Origin of the sequence: Pseudarthrobacter humi, from assembly GCF_024294965.1 — a bacterium.
GTDB lineage: Bacteria > Actinomycetota > Actinomycetes > Actinomycetales > Micrococcaceae > Arthrobacter > Arthrobacter humi.
On sequence record NZ_JANCLV010000001.1, the window covers coordinates 338133 to 352657 of the forward strand.

Sequence of the window (14525 nt, forward strand, 5' to 3'; positions counted from 1 at the left end):
GGCCGTGGCGCCCCGAACAGCGCGCCCGGAACGCGGCGCGATTATCCCGCCCTGAGCGCCCGCACTAGAATCACTAACGTGACTTATCCCGTAACAGCCGGTGACTTCAGCGCGGCCTCAGGACGTGATCCTCTGTACGAGCGGTCCGCCGTCATTGACCTGGACGCCATCCGCCACAACGTTCGCCGGCTGGCAGACGCGGCCTCACCCGCCAAGGTCATGGCCGTGGTGAAGGCCGACGCCTACGGACACGGCGCGGTTCCGGTGGCCCGGGCCGCCCTCGAAGCCGGCGCCTCCTGGCTGGGCGTCGCACATATCTCCGAGGCGCTGGCACTGCGGGCCGCGGGAATCGACGCCCCCCTGCTGGCCTGGCTTCACACGGCGGAAAGCAACTTCGCCGCAGCGGTGGCTGCCGGCGTCGACATCGGCTGCTCCGGCTGGGAACTTGACCGGATCGTGGCCGCCGCACGTGACCAGGAACGTCCCGCACGGATCCACCTGAAAGTGGACACGGGCCTGGGCCGGAACGGCGTAGCGCTCGATGCCTGGGACCGGCTGCTGGGCGAAGCCATGGAGTACCAGGACCAGGGCCTCCTGCGCGTGGTGGGCATCTTCTCCCACCTGTCCGTGGCAGATGAACCCGAACGGCCGGAAACCGATGAACAATTGGCGGCCTTCCGCGAGGTGCTGGCTGTGGCCGAGGACGCCGGCGTGGACGCTGAAGTCCGCCACCTGGCCAACACCCCCGCCACGCTGTCCCGCCCCGATACACACTTTGACCTGGTCCGCGTGGGACTGGGCATCTATGGCCTCTCGCCCTTCGAAGGCCAGACGTCCGCCGAGCTGGGCCTCCGGCCCGCGATGACGCTGCGGACCCTGGTGTCCCAGTGCAAGCAGGTCCCCGACGGGCAGGGCGTCTCCTACGGCCTGCGCTACCGGACCAGCGGCCCCAGCACCCTGGCGCTGATCCCGCTGGGCTACGCGGACGGTGTGCCCCGCGTTGCCACCGGCGGTCCCGTCCGGGTGGCCGGCCGGACCTACCCCGTGGTGGGCCGCATCGCCATGGACCAGATGGTCATCGACCTCGGCAACATCGGCCCCGTCGGCGCGGAGCTCTTCGGCGCCGAGGCGGTGCTGTTCGGCGACGGGGACGACGGCGGGCCCACCGCAGATGACTGGGCGGCCGCCGCCGGCACCAACAACTACGAGATCGTGACCCGGATCAGCCCGCGAGTGCCGCGCCGGGTCATTAACGAAAGTCGCGACATCGGACAGGCAACGCCGTGAGCGTGCTCCCGGCAGAGATGCCCACCTGGGAACAGACGCTGAGAGTCACGACGGCGGATGAGACGCACGCGCTCGGTGCCGCTTTGGGGGCGGAGCTGCAGCCCGGGGATCTGTTGGTCCTGACCGGCGAGCTGGGTGCCGGGAAGACCACCTTCACACAGGGGCTCGGCGAAGGCCTGGGCGTGCGGGCGGGAATCATCTCGCCCACGTTTGTCCTGGTCCGCATCCATCCCAACCTGCCCGACGGCCCGCGGCCCGGTGGCCCGGACCTGGTGCACGTGGACGCGTACCGGCTGGGATCGGCGTCGGAAATTGACGATATTGACCTGGAGAACACGCTGGACTCGTCCGTGACCGTGGTGGAGTGGGGGCGCGGACGGGTGGAGCACCTGAGCGAGAGCCGGCTGGAAGTGGACCTGCACCGGGCGATCGGGCTGGACGCCATAGGCGCCGCGGAACCAATTCCCGGCCACACCGAAATCCTCGACTTCGACACCGAGGACTTCGACGAACCCCGCACCATCGTGCTGCGCGGGTTTGGTCCCCGCTGGAGCACCAGGCCTGCCCTGGGCGGCGCCATCGAAGGGACACCCTGATGCTGATTCTCGCCATCGACACCTCCGCCGTGGCCAGTGCGGCACTCGTCTCGGACGACGCCCTCGAAGGCGTGGTGGCCAGCTTCTCCACCGAGGACACGCGCAGCCACGCCGAAGTGCTTGCACCCGGCATCGAGGACCTGCTGGCCTCTGCCGGCGTCACCGGCCAGGACCTTGACGCGATCGTGACAGGCGTGGGCCCCGGCCCGTTCACCGGCCTGCGCTCGGGGATCGCAACCGCCCGGACATTGGCCTTCGTCTGGGACAAACCGCTGTACGGGCTGATGAGCCTGGACGCCGTGGCGCTGGAAGTCGCAGAGTCCACCGATGCCGCGGCCGAATTCCTGGTGGTCACGGATGCCCGGCGCAAGGAGGTCTACTGGGCGCGGTACAGCCTCGCCGACGGCCAGTTGCCGCAGCTTGAGGACGGCCCGCACGTCAGCTTCGCGGCCGACCTGCCTGAACTCCCGGCCTACGGCGCCGGCGCCGGCCTCTACAGTGACGTGCTGCGCGCAGACCCGGGCTTCAGCAACGAACAACCGGACGCCCTCTACCTCGGACAGTTCGCCTTGGCCCGGCTGGCAGCCGGCGGGCAGTTGCTCGACTCCACACCCCTGTACCTCCGGGAATCGGATGCCCAGGTCCCTGGCCCACGGAAGCGGGCCCTGTGAGCATGCCGACCAACGCTGACGGAGTGGTGTTCCGAGACATGACCCTGGAGGACGTGCCCGCCGTGGACGCCCTCGAACAGCGGCTGTTCCCTACGGACGCGTGGCCGCTGCACATGTTCCTGGCCGAACTGTCCCAGCCGGAAACGCGCCGTTACCTGGTGGCGGAAAGCGGCGGGGAGATCGTGGGCTACGCCGGCCTGATGTGCATCGAGCCCATCGCGGATGTCCAGACCATCGCCGTCGTGCCTGAATTCGAAGGCCGGGGCATCGGCTCTACGCTCCTGACCAGGCTGATCACGGAAGCCGGTCTCCGCGGGGCAGCGGACGTCCTCCTGGAGGTCCGCGCGGACAACCCCCGGGCGCAGCAGCTGTACGTGCGGTTCGGCTTCGAACAGATCCACGTCCGCCGGGGGTATTACCGCGACGGGGTTGACGCCCTGATCATGCGGCTGCAGCTGGTCCCCGAAGCCACTGCCGACCCAGCGTCAGCCGACCCCGCACCAGCCCACGATCCCACAACAGAAGCAGGCAAGGCATGAACCGCTCGCAGCCCCTGGTACTGGGCATCGAATCCTCCTGCGACGAAACCGGCGTCGGCATCGTCCGCGGCACCACGCTGCTCACCAACACGGTGTCCTCCTCGATGGACGAGCACGTCCGCTTCGGCGGAGTGATCCCCGAGATCGCCTCCCGCGCACACCTGGACGCCTTTGTGCCCACCCTGCGGCAGGCACTGGCCGACGCCGACGTGACCCTTGAAGAGGTGGACGCCCTTGCCGTCACCTCCGGACCTGGGCTCGCAGGCGCCCTGATGGTCGGGGTCTGCGCCGCGAAGGCACTGGCCGTGGCCACCGGCAAGCCGCTGTATGCCATCAACCACCTTGTGGCGCATGTCGGCGTCGGGCTGCTGGACGGAAACCCCGACGGCGGTGCTGCCGGCGGCACCGCCGGCCGTTCCGCCAGCCTCGCGGGTGGGCTCGGCCACGAAGGCCGTCTCCCGGAGAACCTGGGTGCCCTGCTGGTCTCCGGCGGGCACACCGAGATCCTGAAGATCAACAGCATCACCAGCGACGTCCGGCTCCTCGGCTCCACGATCGACGACGCCGCCGGCGAGGCCTACGACAAGGTGGCCCGCATCCTGGGCCTCGGCTACCCGGGCGGCCCGGCCATCGACAAGCTGGCCCGCACCGGCAACACCAAAGCCATCCGCTTCCCGCGCGGCCTCAGCCAGCCCAAGTACATGGGCACTGCCGAGGAACCGGGAAAACACCGCTACGACTGGTCCTTCAGCGGCCTGAAGACGGCAGTGGCGCGGTGCGTCGAGCAGTTCGAGGCCCGCGGCGAAGACGTGCCTGTCGCCGACATCGCCGCAGCTTTCCAGGAAGCAGTGGTGGATGTGATCACGTCCAAGGCCGTCCTGGCCTGCCGCGAACATGGCATCAAAGACGTTCTTTTGGGAGGGGGCGTGGCGGCCAACTCCAGGCTGCGCGAACTCACTGGCCAACGCTGTGCGTCCGCCGGAATCCGACTCCACGTGCCGCCGCTGGACCTGTGCACGGACAACGGCGCCATGGTGGCGGCCCTCGGTGCGCAGCTGGTGATGGCGGGGATCGGGCCCAGCGGAATCCGCTTCGCCCCGGATTCCTCGATGCCCGTCACCGCGGTGTCACTCCCCGCCTGACCGGCCCGCAAAAGCTTCCGGTGGCTGAGCCTGTCGAAACCCCCGCCGTACCGTCGCGGGGCACTTTGGGCGCGTCGTCGTCGTAATCGACGACGGCGGCCGGCGTGTTCGTGTCAACGTGCCCCGTTTCTGCGGCGGGACTAGCCCGTCGGGCCGTTCCGCATCTGCTTGACCAGGTCCAACACCACGGCCTGCAGGTCGCCACCGTGCTCGGCAGCGACGCGGCGCTGGCGCTGGTAGCCGGCGCCGCGGCGGATAATCTTCTCGACGTCGGCCAGTTCGTCGGGGCAGCCGAGCTTCGCCGCCACCGGCTCAAGCCGGTTCAGGGTCTCCAGCAGGTGCTCGGTGACCAGCTGTTCCCTGCCGGCGGCGTCGAGGATGATGATGGCCTCCATGCCGTAGCGGGCGGCACGCCACTTGTTCTCCTGGATGTGCCACGGCGGCATGGTGGGGATACTGCCGCCGTTGTCCAGCGTGGTGGAGAATTCATCCACCAGGCACTGGGTGAGGGCGGCAATCGCGCCCACCTCCTCCAGGGTGGCGAGGCCGTCGCAGATGCGCATTTCGATGGTGCCGAGGTTGGGGACCGGGCGGATGTCCCAGCGGATCTCGGAGAGGGTGTCGATCACGCCGGTGGTGAACATGTCCTGGACGTAGGACTCGTATTCGTCCCAGGACCGGAACTGGAAGGGCAGGCCCGCCGTCGGGAGCTGCTGGAACATCAGGGCCCGGTGAGACGCGTAGCCGGTGTCCTCGCCGCCCCAGAACGGGCTCGACGCGGAGAGCGCCTGGAAATGCGGGAAGTAGTTGACCAGGCCGTCCAGCACGGGGAGTGCCTTTTCGCGCCGGTCCAGGCCCACGTGGACGTGCACGCCGTAGATGACCATCTGCCGGCCCCACCACTGGGTGCGGTCGATCAGCTTGGCATACCGGGCCTTGTCCGTCACGGGCTGCAGCTGCGGCGGGCTGAACGGGTGGCTGCCGGCGCAGAAAACCTCCACGCCCATGGGGTCAGTGATTTCGCGGACCGCGGCCAGGGACCGGCTGAGGTCTTCCTTGGCGTCGGCGGCGGTCTCGCAGATGCCGGTGACAAGCTCCACGGTGTTGAGCAGGAGTTCCTGCTTGATGTGCGGGTGTTCGTCGTCTTCGTTGAGTTCTGGGTGCTTGGCAACCACGCCGCTGAGTACTTCGTTGGCCACTGATGCCAGTTCGCCGGTCTGGCCGTCCACCAGGGCCAGCTCCCATTCCACACCAAGAGTTGATTGCTTCGATGAAGCGAAATCAATCTTCATGCGTTCCCCTAACTGTTCAGACATCCCTGGGCACGCGCCGCATTCAAGTCTAATGCAGGGGTAGCATCGTCTTGATGGCCTTGTTCCTTTGGACCCGTGACAGTATTCACAAAACCACCCTCCCAATAGTGGCCGCTGCCGTGGCCGCCCTGACTGCCTGCACGGCAGTTCCCGCCACCGCCCCGGCGACCTCCGGCCCTGCGCCGGCCTCAACCCCGGAATCAGAGCGGCCGACGACGGCCTCTCCGTCCGCTTCTCCCTCACCTGACCCCGGGCTGCTGCCGCTGGGCTGGGGTCCCGAACAGCGGGACCAGGATGTCGCCGCGGCCGCCGTGGCGGCGATGTCGGTCGAGGAGAAGGCCGGCCAGGTGCTGATGCCCGTGTACGCCGGTACCGACGCCGAAGCCCAGGCCGCCGCCATTGAGCGCCTCCATCTGGCCGGGTCCATCATCATGGGCGACAACATCCCGCTCGACGCGCGCGGTCAGGCGGATCCGGCTGCCATGACTGCTGTCAACGCCCGGCTGGCCAAGGCCGCCAAGGCCGACGGCAGGCCCTGGCCCGGGCTCATCGGCGTGGACCAGGAGGGCGGGATTGTGACGCGGCTGGGTGCGCCCCTGACCGAATGGCCGACGGCCCTGAGCTACGGAGCCGCCGGCAGTGCACCACTCGCCAAGGACGCCGGCCGCGCCCTGGCCGCGGAGATCGCGTCCCTGGGCTTCACCGTTGACTTCGCCCCCGATGCGGACGTGACCATCGGCCCGGCAGATCCCACCATCGGTGCCCGGTCAATGTCCGGCAACCCCGACGCAGCAGGAACACTGGCAGTGGCGTTTTCCCAGGGCATGCAGGAGGCCGGCGTCCTGCCCGCCGTCAAGCATTTCCCCGGCCACGGCTCCGTCACCGTTGACTCGCACCAGGACCTCCCTGTCCAGCCCGCGGGCATCGCGGAACTCGAAGCCCGGGACTGGAAGCCGTTCCGGGCGGCCATCGCCGTCGGTATGCCCATGGTCATGACCGGGCACATCGCCGTACCGGCCCTGCAACCCGGCGTCCCGGCGTCGTTGTCCGGCCCCACCTATGCTGCGCTGCGCGGCATGGGCTTCAAGGGTGTGGCGGTGACCGATGCCCTCAACATGGGCGCAGTCCAGCAGCAATACCCGGGCGGCTCCGCAGCAACGGCGGCGCTCGCCGCGGGCGCGGACCTGCTCCTGATGCCCACGGACGTGGGGGAGGCCCACACAGCCATCGTTAGCGCTGTCGCGGCCGGAACACTGCCGGCGGCCCGCCTGGACGAAGCAGCTGTCCGCGTCGCCACCATGATGACCTGGCGCGGCCGCGCCACGTCGCCGCCTGCCGGGTCGGCCCCCGCCGGCGCAGCCCCCGGCAGCGGTGCCGACACCTCGGCGCGGGTCTCCGCGGCCGCCGTCACAGTGCTGTCCGGACACTGCGACGCGCCGATCGTCGAGGGAAGCATCCGGATTGCCGGCGGATCAGCGCAGGACCGGGCACGGTTTGAGGCTGCCGCAGCGAAGGCAGGGCTCGGCACCGGGGCGGGCCCCCTGGTCAGCCTCATCGGCTACGCCGGTCGGCCTGTTGGGGGCGATATTGCCGTGGCCCTGGATGCGCCATGGCCGCTGCAGGATTCCACTGCCCCGGTGAAGATTGCGCTCTACGGCCGCACACCTGGCGCTTTTGACGCCCTCGTTGCCGTGCTGGCAGGCAAGGCGACCGCCCCGGGAAAGCTGCCCGCCGCCGTCGGAAGCTATCCGGCAGGGACAGGCTGCCCGTAACCAAAGGCACCCACCCCAACTAGGTCGCAGTAGATGTCGTTATGAGCGCTCAAAACGACATCTACTGCGACCTAGTTGGGCGGAACGCGTTTAATGGGCAGGTGCCCATTCTCAATAAAGACATGACCTTGTGTATTTCGCTGTCGGCCCGGCCCAGCAACAACGGGACGCGGTTCCACAACCACCTCTACGACCAGCTGGGCCTGAACTGGATCTACAAGGCCTTCGCCCCCACAGACCTGGCCCAGGCGATCGCCGGCGTCAGGGGCCTGGGAATCCGCGGCTGCGCGGTGTCCATGCCGTACAAGGAGGACGTGATGGCCCTCGTGGATGAACTGGATCCTTCCGCCAAGGCCATCGATTCGGTCAACACGATCGTGAACACCAACGGGCACCTGAAGGCCTACAACACCGACTACACCGCCATCGAGCAGCTCCTCGCAAGCAACGCCGTGCCCACGGACTATTCGGTGCTGGTCCAGGGCGCCGGCGGCATGGCCAAGGCCACCGTCGCGGCCCTGCGTGACGCCGGCTTCACAGACGTCACCGTCATCGCCCGGAACGAAGACACCGGCCGGGCGCTCGCTGAGCAGTACGGGTTCCAATGGAGGGCAACGCTCGACGGCGGCACGGCGGACCTGATCATCAACGTCACCCCCATCGGTATGGCGGGCGGGCCGGACGTGGACTCGCTGTCCTTCCCGGAAGATGCCATCGCGGCAGCCAAAGTAGTGTTCGACGTCGTGGCGCTGCCCGCGGAGACACCGCTGATCAAGGCGGCCCGCTCCGCCGGGAAACAGGTGATCACTGGAGCCGAGGTGGCCACCATCCAGGCGCTCGAGCAGTTTGTGCTCTACACCGGTGTCAGGCCCACCGACGAGCAGGTCCGGGCCGCCGAGGACTTCATGCGCGCCCAGTAAGGCCGGGTCTCAGGACGGTTCGCTGCCTTAGACAGGTTCCACCGAGATGGCCACCCGGTCCTCCCCAATGCGGGTCAGGACCAGGGTGGCTGTTTTTTGTCCGGCCTTCTTCCCGGCCACCTTGCTTCCGGCGAACAGCTGCTTGCGCAGTTCCTCCGGGGTTACCGAGGTGCCGCGTTTCTTGATGTCCAGCACCGTGATGCCATTTTCCTTCACCCAGGCCTTGAGCGCCTTGACGCTGTACGGCATCACTTCCAGGACCCTGTAGGCGCGGGCGAACGGCGTGTCCACCAGCTCCGGAGCGCAGATGTAGGCGATGTGCTCGTCCAGCAGGTGTCCGCCCAGTTGAAGCGCGACGTCGGCCACCAGTCCGGCGCGGATCACCGCGCCATCGGGCTCATACAGGTAACCCGCCGCCGGACCCACCGGCGCGGCGGGACCGCCGTCGAAGTCTTCAGCGCTGGTCAGCTCGGCGGCACCCTGCGGGCCCAGCAGCAGCGCCGCGCGGCGGATTCCGGGCCGGCGCACGGAGTTGAACCACAGGGCCACCTCGGTGACGTCGCCTCCCACCGATACCCACTGCGCCTCGCAGCCGGCGGGAACTGATTCGTGCGGCATGCCGGGGCCCATTTTGACGCCAACGGCGCGCCCGGTGGCGGCGAGTGCTTCCACAAAGGACAGCGGCGGCGAAAACGCCTCAGGATCCCAGATCCTCTTGGTACCCGAGGTGGAGGTGACCCGGCGTGCGGGATCCAGCCAGACGCCGTCGACCCCGTCCAACGGGACGGTGGTGGCGTCCGAGTGCACCACGGTGGCGTTGGGGAAGGGGATCAGGTTGACCGTGGCGCAGGCGGCGGTGGTTTCGTCCATTTCCACGGCCGTGACCGTAATGTCCATCGATGCCAGCGCCAAGGAGTCCGCGGCAAGGCCGCAGCCGAGGTCGGCCACGTGGCGGACACCGGCCTGCGCAAACCGCTCGGCATGCCGGGCGGCAACCGTGAGACGCGTGGCCTGTTCCAGCCCGGCCTGCGTGAAGAGCATGCTCCGGGCGAACTCGCCGAACTTCAGCTCGGCTTTAGTGCGCAGCCGGGACTGGGTGAGGACGGCGGAGACCAGTGCGGGGGAGTGCCCGGCCTTGCGGAGGGCCGCATTGAGCTCAAAGGACTTGTCCTCGCGATACGGGCCCAGGGACGCCAGGAGCTCCCAGCCTTCGCTCGTGAGCAGTGGGGCGATCTGGTCCTGCGGTGCTTGAGCCATGGGTTCAAGCCTAGTGGAGGTAGCCCGGAGGCCAGTTCCCGCTAGGGTTGAAGGCATGGAAGACAGCGCAGGCACCCAGCCGTCCGGACTACCCGAAGCAAGAAAGCCGGACCTGGTGAAGTTTGCCCGCCCCGCGCTGATTGCAGGATCCGCAGTGGCCGTGGTCTGCGTCGCGCTGCTGGTGATCATCCTCTTCCTGGACACGTTCAACGCCACCGTCTACTCCGTGGGCGGCAAGAACATCCAGGACGCCACGGACGAGGCACAGGACATCCGCAGCCTCTACGCCGGGGCGCGCATAGGCGGCATCATCCTGCTGGTGGTCTCGCTGCTGGCTGCCGTGGGCGGCGCCGTGGTGCTGTACCTGCGGCGGGGCACCGTTGAGGTAGGGGACGACGGCGACGAGGACGTCGATCTCGAGGACCTCACCGGCCGGTAGCAGCTGTTCGCCGGCGACATAATTCTGGCACTCGCCTTGACCGAGTGCTAACCAATACATAGAGTCGTCATTAGCACTCTCCCTAGGAGGGTGCTAACACATGAAGAGCTGCCAGCCAGGCTGCTGCCGGCACCGCGACGACGGTTTGCCAGCCACGGCGAAGCAGCTCAACTGTCCATGAATTTGCTGACGTAGAAGGAGAGGTCCGAGTGTCGGTCTCTATTAAGCCTCTTGAGGATCGTATTGTTGTCCGCCCGCTCGAAGCCGAGCAGACCACGGCTTCCGGCCTGGTTATCCCGGACTCCGCACAGGAGAAGCCGCAGGAAGGCGAAGTTGTTGCAGTAGGCCCCGGCCGCTTTGACGACAACGGCAACCGCGTTCCGATCGATGTTGCCGTTGGCGACGTTGTTATCTACTCCAAGTACGGCGGAACTGAAGTCAAGACCGGTGGCACCGAGTACCTCGTGCTCTCCGCCCGCGACGTTCTGGCGATCGTCGTAAAGTAACTCTTTGGATCCCCGTGCTGCTGTTCCGTCCCTGACTGAACAACAGTGCGGGGTTCTGTCTTTGAAAGGACAAAACCATGGCAAAGCAGCTTGCGTTTAACGACGCTGCACGCCGGTCGCTTGAAGCCGGCATCGATAAGCTCGCCAACACTGTCAAGGTGACGCTCGGCCCCCGCGGCCGCAACGTTGTCCTCGACAAAAAGTGGGGGGCACCCACCATCACCAATGACGGCGTCACCATCGCCCGCGAAATTGAGCTTGATGACCCGTATGAGAACCTTGGCGCGCAGCTGGCCAAGGAAGTAGCCACGAAGACGAACGATGTTGCCGGCGACGGCACCACCACGGCCACCGTGCTCGCCCAGGCCCTGGTCAAGGAAGGCCTGCGCAACGTTGCGGCTGGCGCCGCTCCGGGCCAGATCAAGCGCGGCATCGAGGTTTCCGTGGAAGCCATTGCGGCCCGCCTGCTCGAGAACGCACGCCCGGTTGAAGGCACGCAGGTTGCCAGCGTGGCAGCAATCTCGGCCCAGAGCGACGAAATCGGCGAGCTCCTCGCCGAGGCATTCGGCAAGGTCGGCAAGGATGGTGTGATCACCATCGAGGAGTCCTCCACCACGCAGACCGAGCTGGTCCTCACCGAAGGCATGCAGTTCGACAAGGGCTACCTTTCCCCGTACTTCGTGACCGACTCCGAACGCCAGGAAGCCGTCCTCGAAGACGCCCTTATCCTGATCAACCAGGGCAAAATCTCCTCCGTGCAGGACTTCCTGCCGCTGCTGGAGAAGGCTCTGGCGAGCTCCAAGCCGCTCTTCATCATTGCCGAAGACGTTGAGGGCGAGGCCCTGTCCACGCTGATCGTCAACCGCATCCGCGGCACGCTGAACGTTGTTGCCGTCAAGGCTCCGGGCTTCGGCGACCGCCGTAAGGCCATGCTGCAGGACATCGCCACCCTCACCGGTGCGCAGGTCATCTCCGCGGAACTGGGCCTCAGCCTGGATTCGGTTGGCCTCGAGGTGCTGGGTACCGCCCGCCGCATCACGGTCACCAAGGACAACACCACCATCGTTGACGGCGCCGGTTCCGCAGAAGACGTCGCAGCCCGGGTTTCCCAGCTGCGCGCCGAGCTGACCCGCACCGACTCCGACTGGGACCGTGAAAAGCTCCAGGAGCGCCTGGCCAAGCTGGCCGGCGGCATCGGTGTCATCAAGGTCGGCGCAGCCACCGAAGTTGAGCTGAAGGAAAAGAAGCACCGCATCGAAGATGCAGTGTCCTCCACCCGTGCCGCCCTCGAAGAGGGCATTGTGGCCGGTGGCGGTTCAGCACTGATCCACGCACTGAAGGCCCTCGATGAGGACCCTGCAGTCAAGGCCCTCGAAGGCGACGCCGCCGCTGCTGTGGGCATCGTCCGCCGCGCGCTGGTCCAGCCGCTTCGCTGGATCGCCCAGAACGCCGGATTCGACGGCTACGTTGTCACCGCCAAGGTGGCCGAGCTCGAAACCAACAACGGCTTCAACGCCAAGACGGGCGAGTACGAGGACCTGATCGCCGCCGGTGTCATCGACCCGGTCAAGGTCACCCGTGCAGCCCTGCGCAACGCGGCATCCATCGCTGCGCTGGTTCTCACCACCGAGACCCTCGTCGTGGAGAAGCCGGCCAACGAAGACGAGCACGCAGGCCACAGCCACTAATCCCCACCGTCTCCCTGACGGCGTGGGCCCAGGCCTCTGCATCAAGTCTCTGACGCACAAAAAACCGGTCCAGCTTCGGCTGGGCCGGTTCTTTGTGTCCTATGTGCCCGGCATGTCCTGTGTTTCAACGTTGCCGGCACGCTCGTAGACCAGCGACACAGCCCCCTTCGGGAAGGTGCGCGCGGGCTCGGCGAGACGGAATGAGGCGGGGATGGTCCCGTCGTCGAAGAGGCGCTTGCCCTGCCCGAGAGTGATCGGATAGAGCCAGAGGTGGAGGCGGTCGATCACGTCTGCGGCCAGCAGGGAACGGATGAGGACCCCGCTGCCGAACATATGCACCTGGTTGTACTCCTCGCGGAGCCGTCCCGCGGCGGCGGCATCCGGCAGCACCGTGGTGCCTGCCCAGCTCGGATCTGTCAGGGTGCTGGAGACAACGAACTTGGGCACCCGGTTGAGTGTCCCGCCGATGTCATCAGACTGGTGCGGCCAGTACGACGCGAAGATGTCGTAGGTCTTCCGGCCCAGAAGCAGGGCGTCGATGAGGGGGATCTCGGCGCCAATGGCCGCGTCGGCTTCGTCATCGGTCACCGGCATCTGCCAGCCACCGAAGGCAAAGCTGCCCTCGGTGTCCTCCTTGCTACCGCCGGGCGCCTGGTAGACGCCGTCGAGAGTGATGAACAGGTTCGCGACGATGATGCCCACGCGTCCATTCTGGAACGGCCCCCCGGTGCTGTCCAGCGTTCTTCACTGCCCGGCGTCGCCGGCGTGGCAGACTGATGCCATGCTGCTGGACGAGCTCGTGAAAACCACGGATGCCGTCGCGTCGACCCGCTCCCGACTCGCGAAGGTCGACGCACTGGCCGATCTGCTGCGCCGGCTCGAGCCCGCGGACATCGCAGCCGTCGTCGGCTTGCTCATCGCCAGGCCGCGACAGGGCCGTGTCGGGATCGGCTGGCGCGGCATGACAGCCGCCATGGGGGAGCCGGCCGCCGAGCCGAGCCTGACTGTCGCCGACCTCGACGCCGCGCTGGAGCGGCTGCTCGTTACCGCAGGCGCTGGATCAACCGCGGAGCGCGCCGCGACACTCCGCTTGCTCACAGCGGCAGCCACCGAGCGCGAGCAGGCCTTCATCGCCGGCGTGCTGCTCGGTGAACTGCGTACCGGTGCGCTTGAGGACGTGCTGACGGATGCCGTTGCCCGCGCCGCCGACCGGCCTGTCGACGCCGTACGCCGCGCGGCGATGCTCTCCGGCGATCTCGGCCGGACCGCCCTGCTGGCGATCACGGGAACGGCAGCCGAGCTCGACGCCGTCGGCCTCGTCGTCGGCCGTCCCGTGCAGCCCATGCTCGCCGCGACCGCGGCCAGTGCCAGCGCGGCACTGGAGGTGACGGGGGAAGCCTCCGTGGAATACAAGCTCGACGGCGCGCGCATCCAGGTGCACCGCGTCGGGGACGAAGTTCGCATCTACACCCGCACCCTGGCCGAGGTGACCCACCGGCTGCCCGAGGTGGTGGAGGTGGTGCGAGGGCTGCCGGTGCGCGATGTGATCCTCGACGGCGAGACCCTCGCCCTCGATGAGGACGGCGGCCCGCGACCGTTCCAGGAGACCATGTCGCGGTTCGGGGCGGACGCGGCGCGCGCTACCGTGCTGCATCCGTGGTTCTTCGACGTGCTGCACATCGACGGGCGCGACCTGCTCGACGAACCGCTGGCGACGCGTATCGGCGTGCTGGAGCGCATCGCCCCCGGGCATCGGATCCCGGGGGAGATCACGGCGGATGCGGCCGTTGCCGAGAGAGTGTCGCGCGATGCGCTCGCCGCAGGCCATGAGGGTGTGGTGGTGAAGGCGGTCGGATCGGCCTACGCGGCTGGCCGGCGTGGTTCCAACTGGATCAAGGTAAAGCCGGTGCTCACTTACGACCTGGTGGTGCTCGCGTGCGAGTGGGGGTCAGGACGGCGGACCGGGTTCCTGTCGAACCTGCACCTGGGAGCCCTCGACCCGGCCGGCGAGTTCGGCGAACCCGGCGGCTACGTGATGGTGGGCAAGACTTTCAAAGGCATCACCGATGTGCTGCTGCGCTGGCAGACCGAGAGGTTCCAGGAGCTGGAGGTGCGGAGAACGGCGGGCACCGTCTGGGTCGAGCCCGTCACCGTGGTGGAGATCGCGATCGACGGCGTGCAGCAGTCCTCGCGCTATCCCGGCGGAATCGCCCTTCGGTTCGCCCGGGTCAAGCGCTACCGCGACGACAAGACGGCGGCCGAGGCAGACACGATTCAGACGCTGCGCGCCCTGCTGCGTCCGTAGCTTGTGCCGCTTCTCCACCGGGCGTACCGTGGCGATTATGTACTGGCGCGCCCGGCGTGCGGCGGGCCAACAGGTTGGGCGGTTGGTATC

General features: G+C 67.7%; 14 protein-coding genes. 11 read left to right on the forward strand and 3 right to left on the reverse strand.

Annotation, left to right across the window (positions count from 1 at the left end):
• Positions 1-78 precede the first annotated feature (78 nt).
• From alr to tsaD, 5 genes are read left to right on the forward strand one after another with little or no spacing between them, the layout of a single operon-like run.
• Positions 79-1287 (forward strand): alanine racemase, encoded by a 1209-nt coding sequence (gene alr / locus NFC73_RS01695; protein WP_254747124.1) that lies wholly within the window; start codon positions 79-81, stop codon positions 1285-1287.
• A 17-nt stretch (positions 1288-1304) separates the two neighbouring features.
• A complete protein-coding gene (gene tsaE / locus NFC73_RS01700) occupies positions 1305-1883 on the forward strand; it encodes a tRNA (adenosine(37)-N6)-threonylcarbamoyltransferase complex ATPase subunit type 1 TsaE (RefSeq protein WP_254747519.1) in 579 nt (192 codons plus the stop codon).
• Positions 1883-2554 carry a tRNA (adenosine(37)-N6)-threonylcarbamoyltransferase complex dimerization subunit type 1 TsaB gene (tsaB, locus tag NFC73_RS01705; protein ID WP_254747126.1) on the forward strand — a complete coding sequence of 224 codons (672 nt, stop codon included), beginning with the start codon at positions 1883-1885 and terminating at the stop codon, positions 2552-2554. Before tsaE ends, tsaB begins: the two co-directional genes overlap by 1 nt.
• A gap of 2 nt (positions 2555-2556) precedes the next feature.
• Positions 2557-3093: a ribosomal protein S18-alanine N-acetyltransferase gene (rimI, locus tag NFC73_RS01710; protein WP_254747521.1), complete on the forward strand. Its 537-nt coding sequence runs from the start codon at positions 2557-2559 to the stop codon at positions 3091-3093.
• Positions 3090-4235: a tRNA (adenosine(37)-N6)-threonylcarbamoyltransferase complex transferase subunit TsaD gene (gene tsaD / locus NFC73_RS01715; protein WP_254747129.1), complete on the forward strand. Its 1146-nt coding sequence runs from the start codon at positions 3090-3092 to the stop codon at positions 4233-4235. Before rimI ends, tsaD begins: the two co-directional genes overlap by 4 nt.
• 140 nt (positions 4236-4375) lie before the next feature.
• Here tsaD and NFC73_RS01720 read toward each other — a convergent pair whose 3' ends face one another.
• The gene (locus NFC73_RS01720; RefSeq protein WP_254747131.1) at positions 4376-5527 is read right to left on the reverse strand and encodes a glutamate--cysteine ligase; all 1152 of its coding nucleotides are present in this window, start codon (positions 5525-5527) and stop codon (positions 4376-4378) included.
• 341 nt (positions 5528-5868) lie between these two features.
• On the opposite strand from NFC73_RS01720, the gene NFC73_RS01725 reads away from it, so the two are divergent.
• Together NFC73_RS01725 and NFC73_RS01730 are read left to right on the forward strand one after the other, a co-directional pair.
• Entirely contained in the window at positions 5869-7320 is a 1452-nt protein-coding gene (locus NFC73_RS01725) for a glycoside hydrolase family 3 N-terminal domain-containing protein (RefSeq protein WP_254747523.1), read from the forward strand.
• Positions 7321-7421: 101 nt separating this feature from the next.
• Positions 7422-8240 (forward strand): shikimate 5-dehydrogenase, encoded by an 819-nt coding sequence (locus tag NFC73_RS01730; RefSeq protein WP_308292636.1) that lies wholly within the window; start codon positions 7422-7424, stop codon positions 8238-8240.
• Between the two features lie 27 nt (positions 8241-8267).
• Here NFC73_RS01730 and NFC73_RS01735 read toward each other — a convergent pair whose 3' ends face one another.
• A complete protein-coding gene (locus NFC73_RS01735) occupies positions 8268-9497 on the reverse strand; it encodes a class I SAM-dependent methyltransferase (protein WP_254747133.1) in 1230 nt (409 codons plus the stop codon).
• Between the two features lie 55 nt (positions 9498-9552).
• Between NFC73_RS01735 and NFC73_RS01740 the strand changes: the two genes are divergently transcribed.
• From NFC73_RS01740 to groL, 3 genes are all read left to right on the forward strand, one after another.
• Positions 9553-9936 carry a hypothetical protein gene (locus tag NFC73_RS01740; RefSeq protein ID WP_254747135.1) on the forward strand — a complete coding sequence of 128 codons (384 nt, stop codon included), beginning with the start codon at positions 9553-9555 and terminating at the stop codon, positions 9934-9936.
• A 209-nt stretch (positions 9937-10145) separates the two neighbouring features.
• Positions 10146-10442: a co-chaperone GroES gene (gene groES, locus NFC73_RS01745; RefSeq protein ID WP_018773735.1), complete on the forward strand. Its 297-nt coding sequence runs from the start codon at positions 10146-10148 to the stop codon at positions 10440-10442.
• Between the two features lie 77 nt (positions 10443-10519).
• Positions 10520-12130, forward strand: coding sequence for a chaperonin GroEL (gene groL, locus NFC73_RS01750; protein ID WP_254747137.1), 1611 nt, complete (start codon positions 10520-10522; stop codon positions 12128-12130).
• A gap of 99 nt (positions 12131-12229) precedes the next feature.
• Here groL and NFC73_RS01755 read toward each other — a convergent pair whose 3' ends face one another.
• Entirely contained in the window at positions 12230-12832 is a 603-nt protein-coding gene (locus tag NFC73_RS01755) for a dihydrofolate reductase family protein (RefSeq protein ID WP_254747139.1), read from the reverse strand.
• Positions 12833-12911: 79 nt separating this feature from the next.
• On the opposite strand from NFC73_RS01755, the gene NFC73_RS01760 reads away from it, so the two are divergent.
• A complete protein-coding gene (locus tag NFC73_RS01760) occupies positions 12912-14435 on the forward strand; it encodes an ATP-dependent DNA ligase (RefSeq protein ID WP_254747141.1) in 1524 nt (507 codons plus the stop codon).
• Positions 14436-14525: the final 90 nt, after the last annotated feature.

What these genes read in the sequence shown, in the direction of transcription:
- tsaB (WP_254747126.1), top strand. Translation starts at nt 1,883, where the DNA reads ATGCTGATTCTCGCCATCGACACCTCCGCCGTGGCCAGTGCGGCACTC.
- rimI (WP_254747521.1), top strand. Translation starts at nt 2,557, where the DNA reads ATGCCGACCAACGCTGACGGAGTGGTGTTCCGAGACATGACCCTGGAG.
- NFC73_RS01760 (WP_254747141.1), top strand. Translation starts at nt 12,912, where the DNA reads ATGCTGCTGGACGAGCTCGTGAAAACCACGGATGCCGTCGCGTCGACC.
- NFC73_RS01720 (WP_254747131.1), bottom strand. Translation starts at nt 5,527, where the DNA reads ATGAAGATTGATTTCGCTTCATCGAAGCAATCAACTCTTGGTGTGGAA.
- NFC73_RS01740 (WP_254747135.1), top strand. Translation starts at nt 9,553, where the DNA reads ATGGAAGACAGCGCAGGCACCCAGCCGTCCGGACTACCCGAAGCAAGA.
- groL (WP_254747137.1), top strand. Translation starts at nt 10,520, where the DNA reads ATGGCAAAGCAGCTTGCGTTTAACGACGCTGCACGCCGGTCGCTTGAA.
- tsaE (WP_254747519.1), top strand. Translation starts at nt 1,305, where the DNA reads ATGCCCACCTGGGAACAGACGCTGAGAGTCACGACGGCGGATGAGACG.
- NFC73_RS01725 (WP_254747523.1), top strand. Translation starts at nt 5,869, where the DNA reads ATGTCGGTCGAGGAGAAGGCCGGCCAGGTGCTGATGCCCGTGTACGCC.
- tsaD (WP_254747129.1), top strand. Translation starts at nt 3,090, where the DNA reads ATGAACCGCTCGCAGCCCCTGGTACTGGGCATCGAATCCTCCTGCGAC.
- NFC73_RS01735 (WP_254747133.1), bottom strand. Translation starts at nt 9,497, where the DNA reads ATGGCTCAAGCACCGCAGGACCAGATCGCCCCACTGCTCACGAGCGAA.